Source organism: Lichenibacterium minor, assembly GCF_004137685.1.
GTDB lineage: Bacteria > Pseudomonadota > Alphaproteobacteria > Rhizobiales > Beijerinckiaceae > Lichenihabitans > Lichenihabitans minor.
Genome location: NZ_QYBB01000012.1, coordinates 17,062 through 36,034, shown reverse-complemented (window position 1 = coordinate 36,034; position 18,973 = coordinate 17,062). Strand labels below are relative to the sequence as shown.

The following is an 18,973-nucleotide window of genomic DNA, read 5'->3' as shown; positions in this document are numbered from 1 at the left end:
GCCATCGCTGGACCGCCGCTCACGCTTCCTTGAAGCGGTAGCCGACGCCGTACAGCGTCTCGATCATCTCGAAGTCGTCGTCCACGACCTTGAACTTCTTGCGCAGCCGCTTGATGTGGCTGTCGATCGTGCGGTCGTCGACGTAGACCTGGTCGTCGTAGGCGGCGTCCATCAGGGCATTGCGGCTCTTGACGACGCCGGGCCGGGTCGCCAGCGCCTGCAGGATCAGGAACTCCGTCACGGTGAGCACCACCTGCTCGTTCTTCCAGGTGCAGGTGTGGCGCTCGGGGTCCATCTTGAGGTTGCCGCGCTCCAGCAGCTTGGCCTCGGACTCCTTCTGGGCGGCGGCCTCCTTGGGGTTGGCGCGGCGCAGGATGGCCTTGACGCGCTCCACCAGCAGGCGCTGCGAGAACGGCTTCCGGATGAAATCGTCGGCGCCCATCTTGAGGCCGAACAGCTCGTCGATCTCCTCGTCCTTCGAGGTCAGGAAGATGACGGGCAGGTCCGACTTCTGACGAAGCCGGCGCAACAGCTCCATGCCGTCCATGCGGGGCATCTTGATGTCGAAGATGGCGAGGTCGGGCGGGTTGGTCTTCAGCCCGTCGAGCGCAGCTGCGCCGTCCGTGTAGGTCTGCACGCGGTAGCCTTCGGCTTCGAGCGTGAGCGACACGGATGTGAGGATGTTTCTGTCGTCGTCGACGAGGGCGATGGCCGGCATGGTGATTTTCCGGGACAGCTGAGATACGCGCCGACCGCTGGGAAGGCCGAAGCAGGACGCCGCGAGGCGGCGTTTGACGTGATCGCCATGCTAGGCCGAAATGTGACGGAAGGCGAGCTTCGTGATTGACAGTGGCTCTGCTGCCTCAGGTTGCGGCATCGTCCGGCGGCCCCGCCTGCCCGGAAACCGTTCACGTCCGGTGCAGGGACAGGCAACCACCTTGCGTCCCGTCCATTAGGAAACGATGGACAAGGGGGACCCTCGCGTGAAGCGCTTCATCATCTCGGCCGTGGCCATTTCGGCACTTCTTTCCACCTCGGGCGGCAGCTTCGCCCAGTACCGCGACCCCGGCGAGGCCGCGGCCGGCGCCGTGGTGGGCGGCATCATCGGCGGCGTGCTCGTCGGGCCCGAACTGCGCCGCGAGCGTCGCCTGGAACTGCTGCGCCGCGAGCGCCTGCGCCGCCTCTACGGGGGCCGGCCCTTCCCGGGCGGCCCCGGCTTCGGTCCCGGTCCCGGCGGCCCGGGTTTCGGACCCGGCGGCCGCGGCCCCGGCTTCGGGGAAGGCCGGCCCGGCGAGGCGCAGGGCCGTCCCGGCGGCGAAGGCCAGCGCCAAGGCCAGGGTGGTGAGGGCCAGCGCCAGGGACAGGGCGAAGGCCAGCGCCAGGGCGAGGGACAGCGGCAGCGGCCGCAGGAAGGCCAGCAGGGCCAGGGACAGCGCCAAGGGCAGGGCCAGGCCGAAGGCCAGCGCCAGCGTCCCGAGGGTCAGCAGGGGCAAGGCCAGCAGGGACAAGGACAGCGCGCCCAGGGACAAGGCCAGGGGCAGGGACAAGGGCAGGGTCAAGGCCAGGGGCAGGGCGGTCAGCGCCGGCCGGGCGGGCAGGGCCAGCAGCGCCCCGGCGAGCCCTACCCGGGCGCCAACGAGGGCGGCGTTCCCGCCAACGCCATGGGCACGGGGCGCCAGCAGCCCTGATCCCCAAGCGGGGCGGGCGCCGATTCCGGTGCTCGCCCTTCCGGCAAGCCAGCGTCCTGGTCTTCCGGGGCGGGATGGGAGCCGGGTGTCGTCCGGACGGCCGCGCCGGTCGGTCGTCCGGGGGCGCCGGTCAGGCGATCTCGTGATGCGAGCGTCGGTCTCGCCGCGCGGCCCAGGCTCATTGCGCCGCGCCCCGAATCAATGCCCGGGCGGGCGGGCCAGCTTCGGGTCCGTCATCGCGAAGGCCATGACGGCGCGGGTGCCCGTTTCGGCGTCGTCGTAGGCCACGGTCGTGTCGAGCTTGGACGCCATCGCCTTGATGATCGTGCGCCCGATCCCGCTCGACGCCGGCCCGCCCCGCTTGTCGCCGCCCGATTTGCCCACGCCGTCGTCCTCGACGACGAGCCGGTAGTGCCGGTCGTCCTCCCCGGCCTCCAACCTGACGCGCACGGGCCCGCTTCCGCCCGGGTAGGCGTATTTCAGCGCGTTGATGACGAGTTCGGTCACGATCACGCCGATCGTCACCGCACTGTCGGCGTCGATCATCACCGGCACGGCGTCGAGCGACAGCTGGTCCACCGCGTCCGAAGCGTCGCTCGATTCTCGCAGGTCCCCGACCAGAGCCGACAGGTAGCTGTCGAGCGCCACGGCCTTGACGTCGTCCGAGGTGTAGAGGCGCCGGTGCACCTGGGCGATGGCGAGCACGCGCCGGTTGGCCTCGTTCAGCGCGTCCTTGGTCTCGGCCGACGCCGAACCGTTGGCCTGCAGGTGCAGGAACGCCGCGACGAGCTGGAGCGAGTTGCCGACGCGGTGGTTCACCTCGCGCATCAGCACCTGGCGCTCGGCCGCCAGCGCTTCGAAGCGGTCCCGGGCTTCCACGATGGCGCGGTCCGCCGCTTCCTTGTCCCGTCGCAGCACCACGCCGGCCACCGCTGACCGCACGGCCGCCTCGAGGAGCTCCACGAACTCGCCGCCCACGTCCTTGACCACGTAATCGGTCGCGCCCGCCTTCAGCGCCGAAACGGCGATGCGGCTCTCGCTCGTGCCCGTCACGAAGATCACCGGGGGGGCGTCGGGCAGGGCCCGGATGGCGTCGAGGACGTCCAGCCCGTCCCGACCCGGCATGTAATGGTCCAGCGCCACGGCGTCGAAGCCGCCCTCCGCCAAGCGCGCGAGGCCGCTGTCGCCGTCGGCGGCGGTCTCGACGGTGTGGCCGAGCCGGCCGAGCTGGCGCTGCACGAAGCGGCTCAACGCCGGGTCGTCGTCGATGTAGAGGAGCCTGTGGCTCGGCACGCTCAAACCTGTTCGGGGATCTGGATCACGGACAGGAACATCCCCAGCTGCCGAATCGCTTCCGCGAAGCTTTGATAGATGAGCGGTTTCGTGATGTAAACGTTGCATCCGAGGTCGTAGCAGCGGTCGATCTCGGCCCTGTCGTCGGTGGTGGTCAGCACGATCACGGGCGCGCGCCGGAACCGCTCGTCGGCTTTGACGCGCTTCAGGATGTCGACGCCGCTCATGTCGGGCAGGTTGAGGTCGAGCAGGATCATGAAGGGTCCGTGGTCGCCGCGCGCGCCCTCGTCCGAGCCGAACAGGAACTCGACCGCGACCGTGCCGTCCCGGAGGTGGACGATCTCGTTCGACACGCCGGCGCGCCGGATGTTCTTCTCGATCAGGCGCGCATGCCCCTCGTCGTCCTCGATCATCAGGATCGTCACCGCCTGCGTCAGCGCCATCATGGGCGAACTCCTGTGTTTCGGCGCCGTGCCGGCGTGGCCTGCGAGGTTTGCAGCCGTGCGTCCGTCAGCGCGCCGGGTGCCCGTCCTGGGGTTTCACCGGAAGCACCACCGTGAAGGTGCTGCCCCGGCCGGGGGCCGATTCCAGCGAGATGGTCCCGCCGAGCTGACGCACAAGCGTCTTGACGTGGGCGAGGCCGATGCCGTCACCCGGCCTGTCCTGCGCGCCGGAGCGCCGGAACAGCTCGAACACGCGGCCGTGGTCGCCCGGGTCGATGCCGCGCCCGTCGTCGGCGACGCGAAACCGGGCCCGGCCGTTCTCGGCGTCGGCCGACACCGACACCCGGCCGGGCACGCCGGGGCGCAGGTATTTCACGGCGTTGTCGACGAGGTTGGAGAACACCTGCTCGACGGCGATCCGGTCGATCACCAGGTCCGGCATCGGCCCGACCGTGATGGTGGCTTCGGCCGACAGCGCCCGGTGCGCCACGCCGTCGACGATCGAGCGCATCAACGCCGCCATGTCGACGGGCTCGGGCTGGAACACCCGGGAGCCCTGGCGCGCCAGCATCAGGATCGCCTTGATGAGCCGGTCCATCTTGTCGATCGAGGATTGGATGAAGCCGATCGCCTCGTCGAAGTCCTCGCGCAGCGTCGGGTCCGCGGCGGGCGCGTCGGGGAAGATGTCGCCGCGCAGCCGCTGCAGTTCGGAGGTGAAGCCCATGATGTTGACGAGCGGCGCCCGCAGGTCGTGGCTGACGATGTAGGCGAAGCGCTGCACTTCCGCGTTGCTTTCCTGGAGGTCCGCGGTGCGCTCGGCGACGCGCTGCTCGAGGCGGGTGTTGGCGGTGGCCAGGGCGGCGCGCGCGCGCGTCACCTCGAGGTTGGCCCGCGCTTCCACCCGGGTCTGCCGCCGCGCCAGGGCGAGCAGGACCAGGAGCGCCAGGATGGCGGCCGCCGGGAACAGCAGGAAGGTCCAGAGCCAAGCCCGCCAGCCGGCGTCCACCGCGGCTTCGCTGTAGCTGACCGTGAGGTACACCGGCAGGTCCCCGACCCGCTGGTAGAAGCCGAGCCGGTCGGGGGCGGGGACGTAGCGGCCGGACAGCGGGGCCTCCGCCGTCGCGGCCTTCAAGGCGGGAAGCGACGTGGCGGAGATGGCCGGCGTTTCGGGCAGGCGGACCAGAACCTGGCCTTCGCCGGCCCGCACCAGCGCCACGTGGGCGTCGTTCGGCAGGTCCATGCGACGCCAATAGCCGACGAAATAGTCGAGGTCCGCCGTCGCCGACACGAGGCCGCGGAAGCGGCCGTCGGCATCGGCGAGGCGCCGCGCGATGAGGAAGGACGGCTTGCCCGACACCTTGCCGAGCAGCGGCTCGCCGATCACCAGCCCCGTCGCCCCGTCGCGCGCCGCCGCGAAGGCGGCCCGGTCCGCCATGGACACGTCCGGCGCCGGAAAAGCCAGGCTGGCGAGGCGCAGCCGGCCGGCGGCGTCGGCGAGCAGCAGGTCGCGCACGTAGGGCAGGGCGACGGCCGTCGCCTGCAGCTCGTCGTGGAGCGGGAGCGACGCCTGGGCGTCCTCCCACGAGCGGTCGCCGAGGGACAGGGTGGCGGCGCGCAGCGCGAGGTCGGCGACCTCGAACAGGCGGGACGCGTGGTCGGCCAGCGAGAAGACGGCCCCCCCGGCGGACGCGCGCGCTTCGCGAAAGGCGATCTGGCGCTCGCGACCGGCGATGAAGGCGGCCGTGCCGAGGATGAAGACCAGCCCGCAGGCGCCCAGCGCCAGCGTGATCCGGCTGACGGACGAGCGCGGCCAGCGGAGCCGGGGTCGGCGACCGGCGGATGTCAGCATGGCCCGCCCAGGTCGCGGGGCGGGGAAAGGTGGTTCACGCGGGGGCTCCCGGTCCGCATCGGGGCCGTCCCATACCAGCTTTCGCCGGGGCGCCCAACACGGGCCGCCGAGCCCTCTCCACAGGGGCGGCGGCGCGGCCGCCTTGACAGCGCCATGGGCGGGGCCTACCTCATGCCCTGCGCTTTGGCACTCTCCTCGGATGAGTGCTAGCAGCCGCACCGGATCAAGTTCTGCGGACGGCGGGCCGTATAGCACGGCCGCCCCGCCTCACGAACAGGAAGGTCTCCATGAATTTCCGTCCCCTGCACGACCGCGTGGTCGTCAAGCGTCTCGAAGGCGAAGAGAAGACCAAGGGCGGCATCATCATCCCGGACACCGCCAAGGAGAAGCCCCAGGAAGGCGAGATCGTCGCCGTGGGCCCCGGCGGCCGGGACGAGAGCGGCAAGCTCACCCCGCTCGACGTCAAGGCGGGCGACAAGGTGCTGTTCGGCAAGTGGTCCGGCACCGAGGTCAAGATCGACGGCCAGGATCTCCTCATCATGAAGGAGAGCGACATCATGGGCGTGGTCGGCTGAGCCATCCTTCGGCGCGGACCGGCGGACGCCGGACCGCGCAAGCTCGCCCCCCACGCTGAACCCACGAACCAGGAGTCAACACAATGGCTGCCAAGGAAGTCCGCTTCTCCTCCGACGCGCGCGCCAAGATGCTGCGCGGCGTCGACATCCTCGCCGACGCCGTCAAGGTCACGCTGGGGCCGAAGGGCCGCAACGTCGTGATCGACAAGTCCTTCGGCGCGCCCCGCATTACCAAGGACGGTGTGACGGTCGCCAAGGAGATCGAGCTCGAGGACAAGTTCGAGAACATGGGCGCCCAGATGGTGCGCGAAGTGGCCTCGAAGACCAACGACAAGGCCGGCGACGGCACCACCACCGCCACCGTGCTGGCCCAGGCCATCGTGCGCGAGGGTTCCAAGTACGTCGCGGCCGGCATCAACCCGATGGACCTGAAGCGCGGCGTCGACCTCGCCGTCGAGGCCGCCATCAAGGACATCAAGGCCCGCGCCAAGAAGATCGCGTCCTCCGACGAGGTCGCCCAGGTCGGCACCATCTCGGCCAACGGCGACAAGTCGATCGGCGAGATGATCGCCCAGGCGATGCAGAAGGTCGGCAACGAGGGCGTCATCACCGTCGAGGAGGCCAAGACCTCCGAGACCGAGCTCGACGTCGTCGAAGGCATGCAGTTCGACCGCGGCTACCTCAGCCCCTACTTCATCACCAACGCCGAGAAGATGGTCGCCGAGCTCGACGACCCCTACATCCTGATCCACGAGAAGAAGCTGTCCTCGCTGCAGGCGATGCTGCCGGTGCTCGAGGCCGTGGTGCAGACCGGCAAGCCGCTGGTGATCGTGGCCGAGGACGTCGAGGGCGAAGCCCTGGCCACGCTCGTGGTCAACAAGCTGCGCGGCGGCCTCAAGGTCGCGGCCGTGAAGGCTCCGGGCTTCGGCGACCGCCGCAAGGCCATGCTCGAGGACATCGCGATCCTGACGCAGGGCCAGATGATCTCCGAGGAGCTCGGCATCAAGCTCGAGTCCGTGACGCTCCAGATGCTGGGCCGCGCCAAGCGCATCCGCATCGACAAGGAGAACACCACGGTCATCGACGGCGCCGGCTCCAAGGCCGACATCGACGCCCGCATCGCCCAGATCAAGGCGCAGATCGAGGAGACCACCTCGGACTACGACCGTGAGAAGCTCCAGGAGCGCCTGGCCAAGCTCGCGGGCGGCGTCGCGGTGATCCGCGTCGGCGGCTCGACCGAGGTCGAGGTGAAGGAGAAGAAGGACCGCGTCGACGACGCCCTCAACGCCACCCGCGCGGCGGTCGAGGAAGGCATCGTCCCCGGCGGCGGCACGGCCCTCCTGCGCGCCAAGAAGGCCGTCCTGGCCCTCAAGAGCGACATCCCGGACGTGCAGTCGGGCATCAACCTCGTCGCCAAGGCGCTCGAGGCGCCGATCCGGCAGATCGTCGAGAACGCCGGCGTGGAAGGCTCCACGGTGGTGTTCAAGATCGGCGAGAACTCCTCCGAAACCTACGGCTTCAACGCCCAGACGGAAGAGTACGTCGACATGATCGCGGCCGGCATCGTGGACCCCGCCAAGGTGGTCCGCACGGCCCTGCAGGACGCGGCTTCGGTCGCCGGCCTGCTGATCACCACCGAGGCGATGGTCGCCGAGCTGCCGAAGGACAAGCCCGCCATGCCGATGGGCGGCGGCGGCGGCGGCATGGGCGGCATGGACTTCTGAGGTCCGGCCACCGGCCATCGCCACCGACATGAAGGGCACCCCCGGAGCGATCCGGGGGTGTCTTCGTTTGCGCCCCGTCGATGCTCGGCTCGGCTCGGGGGATCGCCACGGCCGGCGCGGGCCGGACGTCATACGGCGTCCGCGAGACCGCTTCGCGGCGCGGATGCCGGCTTCGCTCGAGCGCCGCGCGGGCTTGCGGTACGGCCCCGGCCTCTTCGGCCGGATTTCGTGTCACACCGAAAGGTAGGCGGCGCAGGCTTCCGGGTCGGCCGCGATCTCGGCGATCGTGCCGGCGAGCCTGATGTGGCCGCGGTCGATCACCACGGCGCGGTCTGAGATGAGGCGCGCGAAGTGGAGATTCTGCTCGGACAACAGGATGCTCAGGCCGTCCCGCTTCAGGGCCAGGATGGCCAGCGCCATGTCCTCCACGATCTTGGGCGCCAGCCCTTCCGACGGCTCGTCCAGCAGCACGAGGCGCGGATTGCCCATCAGGGCGCGCGCGATGGACAGCATCTGCTGCTCGCCCCCGCTCATGGCGCCCCCGCGGCGGCGGCGCATCTCGGCGAGGTTGGGAAACAGCGCGAACAGGCGCTCCGGCGTCCAGGGCGTGGTGCCGGGGCGCGGCGGCCGCCGGCCGACTTCCAGGTTCTCCTCGACGGTCAGGTCGGCGAAGATGCGCCGGTCTTCCGGCACGTAGGCGAGGCCGCGCCGGACCAGCGCGGGGGTCGGCAGGCCCGACACGTCCATCCCGTCGAAGGCGATGCGGCCGTCGCGCCGGTCGAGCAGGCCCGCGATGCCCTTGAACGTCGTCGACTTGCCGGCGCCGTTGCGGCCGAGCAGCGCCACGACCTCCCCTTCGGCGATCGACAGTCCGACGCCGAACAGCGCTTGGGCGCGGCCGTACCAGCCGTTCAGTCCCTCGACCTCGAGCAGCGCCGTCATGCCGGCGCGTCCCCGCCGGCCGCCGCCGAGAAGGTCGAGCCGCCGCCCAGGTAGGTGGCGCGCACCCTGGGGTCGCGACGGACCTCGTCGGCCGAACCGCGCGCGATCAGCTCGCCCCGGCTCAGCACCATCACGCGGTCGGCGTGGCCGAAAACGATGTCCATGTCGTGCTCGGTGAACAGGAGGCCGATGGCGGCGCGGCGCGCACGCTCGACCGCCACGCCCATCAGCGCGTGGCGTTCCGCCGGCGCCATGCCGGCGGTGGGCTCGTCCATGAGGAGCAGCCTGGGTTCGCCCGCCAGCGCCATGGCGAGTTCGAGCCGCTTCACGTCGCCGTAGGCCAGTTCGGCCGCCGGCCGGCCGGCCTGGGCCAGGAGCCCGACGGGGTCGAGCAGGCGCTCCGCTTCCGCGACGAAGCGGCGGTCGGCCCGGCCGAACGGCCAGGCCATGGCGCCGGCGTGGATCAGGCAGGCGGCCTGCACGTTCTCGCGCACCGTCATGGACGCGAAGGTGGCGGCGACCTGGAACGTGCGGGCGACCCCGCGCGCCGCCATGCGGCGGGGCTTCGCGCCGGTGACGTCGACGCCGTCGAGCCGGATCGTGCCGGCGTCGGGGCGGATCTGCCCGTTCAACATGTCGAAGCACGTGCTCTTGCCGGCGCCGTTGGGCCCGATCAACGCCACCACCTCGCCAGCCCGCAGCGCGAAGCCGATGCCCCGCACCGCCGCCACGCCGCCGTAGGATTTCGAAAGCCCGGCCACGTCGAGCAGAGTCATCGTGCCGGCCCCGCCGCTGGAGCGGGAGGCGGGGCCGCCCGGGAACGCAGGCCCCCGCGGAAGCGCCCGGCAGCGCCGCCGAGGCCGGTGGGGAGGAGGAGCACGAGGCCGATGATGGCGAGGCCCAGCGCCAGCTTGGACTCGTCGGTCTGCGACACGAGCCAGACCGACAGCGCCTTGTAGACCGCCGCCCCCGCGACGCCGCCCGACACGGTGCCGATGCCGCCGAGCAGCACCATGACGAGCCCGTCGACCGAAGTGCCGATGCCGAGGCTGTCCGGGAAGACGCTGCCTTTGAGGAAGGCGAACAGCCCGCCGGCCCATCCGGCGACGCCACCCGCGAGCGCGAAGGCGGCCCATTGCACCGGAGCGCGGCCGAGGCCCAGCGCTTCCGCCCGCGGCGCCGAATCGCGAACGGCGCGCAGGCCCGCGCCGAAGGGCGAGAACACCGCGGCGCGGAGAAGCCCGACGCCCGCCGCCGTGGAAGCGAGGCAGACCCAGAAGAAGGCGCGCGGGGTCGCCGCCCAGCCGTCCGGCCACACGCCGAGCAGGCCGTTGTCGCCCCCCGTGACCGCCGTCCATTGGAACGCCACCGACCAGGCGATCTGGGCGAAGGCCAACGTCAGCATGGCGAAATAGACCCCGGACAGCCGCACGCAGAACCAGCCGAACAGGGCCGCGCCGGCGATGGCGAGGGCCATGCCGCAGCCGAGCGCCGGCAGCATCGGCAGGCCGAGGTGCTTCGCCGCCAGGGCGGCCCCGTAGGCGCCGAGGCCGAAATAGGCGGCGTGGCCGAAGCTCACCATGGCGCCGGCCGACATCAGGAACTGCAGGCTGGCGGCGAAGAGGGCGACGATCAGGATCTCGGACGCCACCGTGACGAGGTAGTCCCCGGCCCACGACGGCAGCGTGGCCGCAGTCGCGACGAGGATCGCCACGGCGAAGCGGGCGGGCGGCGGCAGGGGGGCCCAGGGCCGCCGGTCCGGCTCGGGCACGGCGCGGGCCTGGGCCTGCGGCCGGCCGAGCAGGCCGAAGGGGCGCACCACCAGCACGACCGCCATGACGACGAAGACCAGGACGAGCGACACGCCGGGCAGCACCAGGATCCCGAAGGCGTCGAGCTCCGCCACGAGGATCGAGGCCAGGAAGGCGCCGCCGACGCTGCCGAGGCCGCCGATCACCACGACCACGAAGACGTCGACGATGAGCCGCAGGTCGATGCCGTGGTTGACGGCATCGCGCGGGATCTGCACCGCGCCCCCGAACCCCGCCATGAAGGCGCCGAGCGCGAAGACGGCGGTGAACAGCCAGCGCTGATCGACGCCGAGCGCCGCCACCATCTCGCGGTCCTGCGTGGCGGCCCGGACCAGGGTGCCGAAACGCGTGCGGTGGAACAGCAGCCACAGCAGCCCGAAGGCGATCGGCCCGAAGGCGATCAGCAGCAGGTCGTAGCTCGGCACGGCCTCGCCGAAGACCCGGACGGCGCCGGCGAGGCCGGGCGCGCGGGGCCCGAGGAGGTCGTCGGGCCCCCACACGACGACGACGAGGTCCTCGACGACCAGCGTCAGCCCGAAGGTGGCGAGGAGCTGGAACAGCTCCGGGGCGCGATACAGGCGGCGCAGCAGCGTCATCTCGACGAGGGCGCCCGCCGCCGCGGTGCCGAGTGAGGCCAGGACGATCGAGCCCCAGAAGCCGAACGGGCCCGCGAAGCGCTCCGTCAGGCTGTAGGCCATGTAGGCGCCCAGCATGGCGAAGGCGCCGTGGGCGAAATTGACGATGCGGCTGACGCCGAAGACGATCGACAGGCCCGACGCCACCAGGAACAGCGACGACGCGCCGGCGAGGCCGGTGAGGAACTGGGCGAAGACGAAGCTCAACGCGATCTCCCAAGCCCGACGCCCGCACCGACACCCGGCGAAGCGGCCCCGCGCCGTCCTTCTGTTCCGGGCGCGCCGGGCGCCGACCGCGCGAGCCCGGCCGCATGGCAGCCTCTAGGCCGCCCGCACCACCGCTTCAACCAGCACCCGGACCGGCTCGGACCCGCCCTCCGCCACCTCGACCTCGTCCCCTTCGTCGGCCCGCGCCACGGCGGCGCCGAGCGCCGTCGCGACGGACAGGAGGCCGCCCTCGCGATCGTCGGCGCCGTCGGTCAGCCGCAGCGTCAGGCGACGGCGGTCGGGGAACAGCAGCGCGACGCGGTCGCCGACCGCGATGCGCTCCGCGGCCCTCCCATCCTCCGGCGGCGACGCGTCCGGACCAGCGGGCGCCGGCGCCACGCGGTGCTCGACGACGCGCGCCACCGCGGCCGGCCCGGCCGCGCCGCCGACCGGCGCGATGCCGTCGCGCTCCAGCGTCGCCACGAGGTCGGCCATGACGCCGTCGGGATCGCGGTAGAAGCTCGACGCGAAGCAGCGCCAGAAGCGCCAGCCGACGCGCTCCAGGATGCGCTGGCGGCGCATGTCGTCGCGCCAGCGCTCGGGCCCGTGGAAGCTGTCGCCGTCGCATTCGACCGCGAGGCGCCGGCCTTCGAAGTCCTCGACCACGAGGTCGATGCGGAATCCCTCCGACCCGACCTGCGGCTCGACGCGGTAGCCGAGCGCGAGCAGGCGGGCGAGCACGTCGCGCTCGAAGCCCGATTCGCAGCGCTCCGTGAGGTCCCGCGCCGGTGCGGAGCCGACGGGCATCGGGCGCTCGAAATGGGAGATGAGCCGGTGCTTGAGATCGGCCGCCGCGAGGTCGTCGAGACCGACGGAGCGCACCAGCACCAGGCGGTCGCGGGCGCGCGAGGCCGCCACGTTGAACCGCTGCTCGTAGGGCAGGGCGGTCAGTGTCGTGCGCCGGCGCCGGTCCGCCACCATGGACAGAAACACGACGTCGCGCTCGTTCCCTTGGAAGCCGGCGCTGTTGGCGCAGAGCACGCGGTGGCGCTGCATCGCTTCCTCGCCGATCCGCTCGGCCAGCAGTACGCGCACCAGCTCGGCCTGCTCGGAGCCGATGAGGGAGATCACCCCGACCGAGCGGCTCGCGCCTTCGGGCGACGCGATCAGCCGCGCGACCTCCTCGACGATCACCTCCGCTTCGGCGCGGTTGATCTTGCGGGCGCCGTCGCGGGCGCCGTGCGGCACGAAGATGTCGACGAGCGGCGGGTCGAGCCGCTCGGACGCTGCCGGCACGCGCAGCGGGACCAGCGTTTCAGGGTAGAAGCCCATCGAGAAGCGGATGATGGGCTCGACGCAGCGGAAATGCTCCTTCAGCATCAGCCGGCTGTCGGGGAACACCGCCCGCATCAGGTCGTAGAGGCTTTCGCCGGGTTCCAGCAGTGCCGCATAGGGCAGGTGCCGCAGGTGGCGGTGGCGGAGCTGCGCCACCTGGCCCTGGCTCACGAAGGGCGGGGTCGGGCTCACCTGCCGGTCGTCGCCGACGGCGAGGATCTTGCGGCCGCGCAGCAGGGCGGGCAGCTCCGTCACGTCGGACTGCGACGCCTCGTCCAGGACCACGAGGTCGAAGGCCGCCATGTCGGAGGGCAGCTGCTCGGCGACCCGCCACGTCGGCATGATCCAGCAGGGCACGGCGTCGTAGCAGCGCGCCATGGCGTCCCGGGCCACGCGGCGGTGGCGGCCCGCCCCCTTTCCGGTCCCCTTCCCGAGCCGCCCCAGCGCCCGGACGTATTCGACCAGCGCCGATTTCACCCGCGGCGACAGGCGCCGCTCGAGCTCGTAGAAGGCGCGCTCGCGCACGAGCTCGACGAAGAGCTTCCGGCCGCGCCGGTCGAGCGCGTCGCGCTCGCGCGCCAGGGCGAGCAGGGGCTCCCGCCCATCGGTGCGGGCCAGCTTGCGCTTCGCCGCTGCGGCGTCCCACGCGAGGCGCCAATCGTCCGGCAGGGCTTCGGGCGACGGGTCCGAGCGGAGGCGCGCGGCCCATCGGGGGGCGCCCGCGGCGGCGATCCCGTCCGCCGTCCGCCGCACCACCGCGAGGTCGGGCTCCCGCCCCGCGATGTCGCCGAGGCGCGCCAGCAGGGCCCGCCACAGCCCGGAAACCTTGTCGGCCGGGAGGTCGGCGCGGCCGACGAGCGATTCGAGGATCTGCCGCGCCATCACCGACGTGCGGTCCTGCCCGGCGAAGCGGGCGACCGCCGCGGCGATGCCTTCCGCCACGCCGACGAGGCGGGCCGACGCCGCCGAAGCCTCGACCTGCGCCGCCAGCGCGCGGGCGAGGGCGGGATCGCGGGCGAGGGCGTCCGGCGCGGGAAACCGCCGGGCCGCCGGGCCGAGCCCGTCGAACGATGTCGCGAGGGCGGCCGCGAGCCCGAGGAGGCGGGCCGCGTCGGCGGGGTCGCCGGCATCGGCTCCGGCCGGCGCGCCCGCATCGGTGGCGAACTGGCGCCAGCGTGCCGCCAGCGCCACGCGGGCGTCGACGAGCGCCAGCGCGTCGTCGATCGCCGCCCAATCGTCGCCCGCCCGGCCCGGCGGGCGGCCGCGCACCCGAACCGCCGCGAGGCGGTCCTTGGAGCCGCCGTGGCCGAACGACACCATCGGCCACAGGCGCTCGCCGCGCCGGGCTCGCGCCACCGCGTCGCGCGCTTCCGCGTCGTCCGCGATGCCCGGCGGCAGGTCCACCGCCGCGGCGGCCAGGCGGGTGCGTTCCGCCTCGATGTCGCGCCAAGCCTGGCAGCAGGACCGCAGCGCCGCCGCCCCGGCCGAACCGTCGCCGCGCAGGGCCGCGACGGCGAGCGGAAACAACCCGGGCCGTGCCATGGCGGCTTCCGCCGCCGTCGCCATGTCGCGCAGCGCCGTGCCGGTGCGGGTCGCGGCGTCGGCCAGCTCCGCCGGCAGGTGCAGGGTCGGCACCGGGCCGGCCGCGGCCGCGGTGGCGAGGCGCTCCCCGTCGAGCAGGTCCTCGTGCCAGGCCGCCAGCCCGGCGGGCGTCGGCAGGGCGTCGGCGCGGGGCAGGTCGGCGTCGCAGTGGTCGAGGAACTGGGCCGCCGCTGCGCGCGCGCGGCGCAGCCGTTCCAGGACGTCGTCGCCGAGCCCGGCCTCGGCGGCATAGACCTCCGGCGCATCGTCGAACCAGGGGCGCGCGCCGCGGTCGCCGGCGACGCGGCGGGCCAGCACGGCCGGCAGTTCGCCGTCGGGGCCGAGCGGCAGGGACTGCTGCGCCGCCAACCCGTCCATCTCGGCGTCGACGGCGGCGATGCGGGCGCGGATCTTGACGATCTCGGCTTCGCAGCGGCGGATGGCGGACAGGCGGATCTCGGGCCGGCTTTCCTCCACCACCGCCTGGATCTCGCGGATCGCGCCCTCGACCTGCCGCAGGCCCTGCCGTTCGGACGACAGGATCGCGATGGTGAGCGGCCGCACCTTCTCGGGCAGTTGCTCGCGCAACACGCTGAGGGCCGCTTCGCCGCGCGACACCACCAGGACGCGCTGGCCCAGCGCCATGGCGTGGCAGATGATGTTGGCGATCGTATGCGTCTTGCCGGTGCCCGGCGGCCCCTGCACGACGAGGCCGTCGGCCCCCGCCAGATGCCGCACGATGGCGACCTGGTCGTCGTTGAAGGGCTTCGGAAAGAACACCTCGCCGAAGGCGGGCTCGCCCGCGGCGGCGGGCGGGTCCCGGTCCTCCGCGCCGAAGCGGTCGCCGAGCGGGGCCCAGGCTTCGCCGGCGGCGTCCGACGGCGGCGTGACGAGGCGCTCGGCCAGGCCGCTCACCGGCAGGCCGGCCCGCGCCGCGGCGCGGAAGCGGGCGATGTCGTCGAGCACCACGTGCTGGGAACGCGGCCGCGCGTAGAGCACCCAATCCCCCGCGACGGCCGGCTCGTCGGGAGCGGCATCGCCCGGGTGGCCGGGGGCATCCGCGTAGGTCCCGCCAGCGGACAGGCGCGTGGCGGCGACGCGCAGCGCCGACGCGAAGGAGGCGGGGCGGAACGGGGACACGCCGTCGTCCGCTTCGGCGACGGCGAGCTCCGCGCGCAGGGCGGCGTCGAGCGCCGGCATGCCGTCGCACGCCAACTCCTCGTAGGGCTTGAGGTCGAAGCGCGGCGCCGCGCCGGTCGGCCGAACGGACAGGCGGCCGTCGGGCGCGAGGTCGAGTTCGACGGGGCATTCCAGCAGCGGACGATCGACCGTCCGGCCGCCGCGGCGCCAGCGCACCGTGCCGATGCCCCACACCGCCTCGACGGCGCCCTCGCCGCCGCCGAGCTCCAACAGCTGCTGGAGGCGGTAAAGCTGGCCGTAGAGCGCGATCGTGCGGCGGCGCAGGGCTTCCTCGGCCGACCAATCGGCCCAGGGCCCGGCGCGATAGGCCGCCAAAGCGTCCGCGAGCCCGGGCTGCTCGGCGAAGCGGAGGCGAAGGTCGAAGCCGCCATGCCCGTCGGCGCCGTCGCGGGCCGGCACGGGGGCGAAGTCCTCCTCGGCGGCGCAGTCGGCGGCGATCAGCGCCGCGCGCTCGGCGGCCGACACGGTGCGGAGGATCTCGGGCGCGGCCGCGGGCGGAACCGCTGGATCGGCGACCTCGGGCAGCCAGGGCCGGAGCGCGTCCGCCGGCGCGGGAGGGCGGGTCCGGGCGAGGCGCTCCACCGCGAGCCAGGCCGGGGCTTCCCCGTCCCGGAGGTCGGTGGCGACGCCCGGCAGGCCCGCGACCTCGGCGGAGCGCAGCGCCAGCGCGGTGCCGTCGGGCATGCGGTAGTCGGCGAGGCGGAACGCCACGCGCTCGTCCAGGCGCACGACCTGTTCGATGTAGTCGAGAAGGTCCACCAGCCGGGCGGCCGCCGTCCCGGGCGCCGCGTGGTCCCCGCCTGTGTCGTGTGCGTTCAGGGTGCGCCCCTCGGCTGTCTCATGGTCCGCACCAAAGCGCGGATGAGCCCGCCAAGGCAAGCGGGCCCCGCCGCCCGCCGATCAGGCGGCCGGGCTCAGCCGGGACACCAGGCGCACCATGGCGGCCACCGAGCGAAAGTTGTCCATGGTGATCTCGACCGGCGGGATCGCGACGTCGAACTCCGCCTCGACGCCGAGCATCACCTCGACCATGTCGATCGACGTCATGCCGAAGCGGGCCAGTTCCGCATCCGGCGCGACGGGTCCGTCCACGCCGCGGCGGGACAGGATGTCTTCGACGAGGTTGCCGATCCGGCGCGCGGGGGAAGACTTCACATGGTCCAACATCGCAGCACCTCCAGGCGCCCCGGACCGCTCCGGGCATCTCGCCGTATCTCTGCCGCGGACACTGGTTTCACGCCTCGCCCTTGTCAATGTAAGTTGAATCAACTGGTCACGAAACAAGAATGATGGTTTCTGCGCGGGGACACGCGTCGATCCATGTCATATCGTCATCTTCATCATCTGTTTACCATGACGCTGTTGTCGCGCCCTTAACAATGATCGACGCTATGTCGTGCGCTGCAGGCCGGTTCAGGATAGGCGATACAACGTGCCGTGGCAGGCGGCGCGATCGGCATCGGAGCGGCAGCCATGTTGGACGAGAGGGTCGAGGATGCACGGGGCATCGAGCTCTCGGCCTGCGGGCTCCACGGCGCCGGGACCCGGCCGGTGGTGCAGCGGGCCGAGGCCGCCGCCGCCGTGGCGGGCGAACATGCCGTCGCGGTGGACCGCGAGGGTCGCTTCCCGGCCGAGGCCCTCGCCGCCCTGAAGGCGCAGCGGTTGCTGGGGATGGCGGTTCCCCGCGCGTTCGGCGGCGACGGCGCTTCGCTGGGCGAGGTGGCGGACGTCTGCTTCAGGCTCGGCCGCCGGTGTTCGTCCACGGCGCTGATCTTCGCCATGCACCAGATCAAGCTGGCCTGCGTGGTGCGCCATGCCGGCGGCGCGCCTTTCCACGAGGGCGTGCTGCGGAGCGTCGCCGCGCACCAGTGGCTGCTCGCGTCCTCGACGACCGAAGGGCTCAGCGGCGGAAACGTGCGCAGCAGCGCCGCCGCCATCGAGGCCGCCGAGGACGGCACCGTGTCGCTCGACCGCGATTCCACCGTGATCTCCTACGGCGCGCAGGCCGACGCCATCGTCACCACGGCGCGGCGTTCCGCCGAGGCCGCCGGCTCCGACCAGGTGCTGGTCGTGCTGCTGCGCGAGCATTACCGGCTCGACCCCGGCCAGGCCTGGGACACGCTGGGCATGCGGGGCACCTGCAGCCGCGGCTTCAAGCTCCACGCCCGCGCCGCCGCCGGGCAGGTGCTGCCGGTCGGCTACGACGTGATCCACGCCCGCACCATAACGCCGGTGGCGCATGTGCTGTGGGGGGCCGTGTGGAGCGGCATCGCGGCGGCGGCCGTCGAACGGGCGCAAGCGTTCCTGCGCGCCGCGGCGCGCCGGGCCAAGGGGCAGATGCCGCCGGGCGCCGCGCATTACACGCGCGCCCAGTCGTCGCTGCGCGGCCTGCGCCTGATGGTGCGCGACGGCGTGGAGCGCTGCGAGGCGGCGTTCGCCGACGAGGCGCATTTCAACGGCTTCGAGTTCGCCGTGGCGATGAACCTGCTGAAGGTCGAGGCCTCGGACACGGCCGTCGCGGCGGTGACGAGCGCGCTGCGCGCCTGCGGCCTGTCGGGCTACCGCAACGACGGCGACAGCAGCATCGGGCGGCAGCTGCGCGACGTGCTGTCCGCGCCGCTGATGATCAACAACGACCGCATCCTGTCGAGCCTCGCCAGCCCCGCCCTGATGGCGCCGGTGCCGGCCGGCCTCGCCGACTGACGGCCCGGCCCACGATCTTCGGAGTTCCACCGCCATGACCGCGCCCCTGCGCCTCGACGCTTCCTTCGACGAGGTCGACGACCGCCTCGTCGGCCTGATGGAGGCCCTGTTCCATCCCACCGGGGTGGCGGGCGTGTACGGGCGCCGGGGCGTCTACGAGGACGTGGTCGAGCGCCTCGCCGCCTTCGTGTCCGCCCACCGCGAGGACGGCACGGAGGTGATGCGGTTCCCGCCCGTGATGAGCCGGCGGACGCTGGAGCGCTCGGGCTATCTGAAGAGCTTCCCCAACCTGCTCGGCTGCATGTGCGCGCTCGGCGGCACGGAGCGCGACATCCGCGCCGCCGTGGCGACCTTCGAAGCCGGAGGCGACTGGACGGAGGGGCTCGAAGCCGGCGACCTCGTGCTGACGCCCGCGGCCTGCTACCCGGTCTACCCGATCGCGGCGCGCCGCGGCCCGCTGCCCGAGGGGGGGCTGCGCTTCGACGTCGCCAGCGACTGCTTCCGCCGCGAGCCGTCGCCCCACGCCGACCGGTTCCAATCCTTCCGCATGCGCGAATACGTGTGCATCGGCTCGCCCGCCGACGTGGCGGCCTTCCGCGAGCGGTGGATCGACACCGCGCAGGGCATGGCCGGCCGGCTCGGCCTGCCCTACGCGCTGGAGCAGGCCAACGACCCCTTCTTCGGCAAGGTCGGGCTGATGATGGCCGCCATGCAGCGCCAGGACGCCCTGAAGTTCGAGCTGGTCGTCCCCGTGCGGTCCGCCGAGAAGCCGACGGCCTGCATGAGCTTCAACAACCACAAGGACCATTTCGGCGACGTGTGGGGTATCCGCGACGCCGAGGGCGGCATCGCCCACACGGGCTGCGTGGCCTTCGGCATGGACCGGCTCGCGGTGGCGATGTTCGCCACGCACGGGACGGATCCGGCAGGATGGCCGGCGGCGGTGCGCGACGCGCTGCGGTTCTGAAGGCACCCCGGCGGTGCACC

Annotated in this window: 14 protein-coding genes; 4 read left to right on the top strand and 10 right to left on the bottom strand. The window is 72.7% G+C overall.

Features of this window, described 5'->3' with window-relative positions:
• Positions 1-19: 19 nt before the first annotated feature.
• From D3273_RS12255 to D3273_RS12235, 5 genes are all read right to left on the bottom strand, one after another.
• On the bottom strand, positions 20-718 hold the full coding sequence (locus D3273_RS12255; protein ID WP_129226911.1) for a response regulator transcription factor: 699 nt from the start codon (positions 716-718) through the stop codon (positions 20-22).
• A gap of 190 nt (positions 719-908) precedes the next feature.
• Positions 909-1,547 carry a hypothetical protein gene (locus D3273_RS29640; RefSeq protein ID WP_165359472.1) on the bottom strand — a complete coding sequence of 213 codons (639 nt, stop codon included), beginning with the start codon at positions 1,545-1,547 and terminating at the stop codon, positions 909-911.
• 339 nt (positions 1,548-1,886) lie between these two features.
• Complete coding sequence (locus D3273_RS12245) at positions 1,887-2,981, bottom strand: sensor histidine kinase (protein WP_129226909.1); 1,095 nt, start codon at positions 2,979-2,981, stop codon at positions 1,887-1,889.
• A 2-nt stretch (positions 2,982-2,983) separates the two neighbouring features.
• Positions 2,984-3,424, bottom strand: coding sequence for a response regulator (locus D3273_RS12240; RefSeq protein WP_129227086.1), 441 nt, complete (start codon positions 3,422-3,424; stop codon positions 2,984-2,986).
• A 67-nt stretch (positions 3,425-3,491) separates the two neighbouring features.
• Entirely contained in the window at positions 3,492-5,273 is a 1,782-nt protein-coding gene (locus D3273_RS12235; protein WP_245501136.1) for a sensor histidine kinase, read from the bottom strand.
• Positions 5,274-5,560: 287 nt separating this feature from the next.
• On the opposite strand from D3273_RS12235, the gene groES reads away from it, so the two are divergent.
• Positions 5,561-5,848, top strand: coding sequence for a co-chaperone GroES (groES, locus tag D3273_RS12230; protein ID WP_129226907.1), 288 nt, complete (start codon positions 5,561-5,563; stop codon positions 5,846-5,848).
• 83 nt (positions 5,849-5,931) lie between these two features.
• Entirely contained in the window at positions 5,932-7,572 is a 1,641-nt protein-coding gene (gene groL / locus D3273_RS12225; protein WP_129226905.1) for a chaperonin GroEL, read from the top strand.
• Between the two features lie 231 nt (positions 7,573-7,803).
• Here the strand turns inward: groL and D3273_RS12220 are convergent, their stop codons facing one another.
• The 5 genes from D3273_RS12220 to D3273_RS12200 all read right to left on the bottom strand — a co-directional run bounded on the left by D3273_RS12220 (position 7,804) and on the right by D3273_RS12200 (position 16,450).
• Entirely contained in the window at positions 7,804-8,514 is a 711-nt protein-coding gene (locus D3273_RS12220; RefSeq protein WP_129226903.1) for an ABC transporter ATP-binding protein, read from the bottom strand.
• Positions 8,511-9,290, bottom strand: a complete 780-nt coding sequence (locus D3273_RS12215; RefSeq protein WP_129226901.1) for an ABC transporter ATP-binding protein — start codon at positions 9,288-9,290, stop codon at positions 8,511-8,513. Before D3273_RS12215 ends, D3273_RS12220 begins: the two co-directional genes overlap by 4 nt.
• The gene (locus D3273_RS12210) at positions 9,287-11,167 is read right to left on the bottom strand and encodes an ABC transporter permease (protein WP_129226899.1); all 1,881 of its coding nucleotides are present in this window, start codon (positions 11,165-11,167) and stop codon (positions 9,287-9,289) included. Before D3273_RS12210 ends, D3273_RS12215 begins: the two co-directional genes overlap by 4 nt.
• A 114-nt stretch (positions 11,168-11,281) precedes the next feature.
• Positions 11,282-16,042, bottom strand: coding sequence for an AAA domain-containing protein (locus tag D3273_RS12205; protein WP_129226897.1), 4,761 nt, complete (start codon positions 16,040-16,042; stop codon positions 11,282-11,284).
• A gap of 141 nt (positions 16,043-16,183) precedes the next feature.
• A complete protein-coding gene (locus tag D3273_RS12200; protein ID WP_129226895.1) occupies positions 16,184-16,450 on the bottom strand; it encodes a phosphopantetheine-binding protein in 267 nt (88 codons plus the stop codon).
• A gap of 306 nt (positions 16,451-16,756) precedes the next feature.
• Here D3273_RS12200 and D3273_RS12195 point away from each other — a divergent pair, with 306 nt between their 5' ends.
• Together D3273_RS12195 and D3273_RS12190 are read left to right on the top strand one after the other, a co-directional pair.
• Entirely contained in the window at positions 16,757-17,986 is a 1,230-nt protein-coding gene (locus D3273_RS12195) for an acyl-CoA dehydrogenase family protein (RefSeq protein WP_129226893.1), read from the top strand.
• A gap of 34 nt (positions 17,987-18,020) precedes the next feature.
• Positions 18,021-18,953 carry an amino acid--[acyl-carrier-protein] ligase gene (locus D3273_RS12190; protein ID WP_129226891.1) on the top strand — a complete coding sequence of 311 codons (933 nt, stop codon included), beginning with the start codon at positions 18,021-18,023 and terminating at the stop codon, positions 18,951-18,953.
• Positions 18,954-18,973 lie beyond the last annotated feature (20 nt).

What these genes read in the sequence shown, in the direction of transcription:
- D3273_RS12255 (WP_129226911.1), bottom strand. Translation starts at nt 718, where the DNA reads ATGCCGGCCATCGCCCTCGTCGACGACGACAGAAACATCCTCACATCC.
- D3273_RS12240 (WP_129227086.1), bottom strand. Translation starts at nt 3,424, where the DNA reads ATGGCGCTGACGCAGGCGGTGACGATCCTGATGATCGAGGACGACGAG.
- D3273_RS12235 (WP_245501136.1), bottom strand. Translation starts at nt 5,273, where the DNA reads ATGCTGACATCCGCCGGTCGCCGACCCCGGCTCCGCTGGCCGCGCTCG.
- groES (WP_129226907.1), top strand. Translation starts at nt 5,561, where the DNA reads ATGAATTTCCGTCCCCTGCACGACCGCGTGGTCGTCAAGCGTCTCGAA.
- groL (WP_129226905.1), top strand. Translation starts at nt 5,932, where the DNA reads ATGGCTGCCAAGGAAGTCCGCTTCTCCTCCGACGCGCGCGCCAAGATG.
- D3273_RS12220 (WP_129226903.1), bottom strand. Translation starts at nt 8,514, where the DNA reads ATGACGGCGCTGCTCGAGGTCGAGGGACTGAACGGCTGGTACGGCCGC.
- D3273_RS12215 (WP_129226901.1), bottom strand. Translation starts at nt 9,290, where the DNA reads ATGACTCTGCTCGACGTGGCCGGGCTTTCGAAATCCTACGGCGGCGTG.
- D3273_RS12200 (WP_129226895.1), bottom strand. Translation starts at nt 16,450, where the DNA reads ATGTTGGACCATGTGAAGTCTTCCCCCGCGCGCCGGATCGGCAACCTC.
- D3273_RS12195 (WP_129226893.1), top strand. Translation starts at nt 16,757, where the DNA reads ATGTTGGACGAGAGGGTCGAGGATGCACGGGGCATCGAGCTCTCGGCC.
- D3273_RS12190 (WP_129226891.1), top strand. Translation starts at nt 18,021, where the DNA reads ATGACCGCGCCCCTGCGCCTCGACGCTTCCTTCGACGAGGTCGACGAC.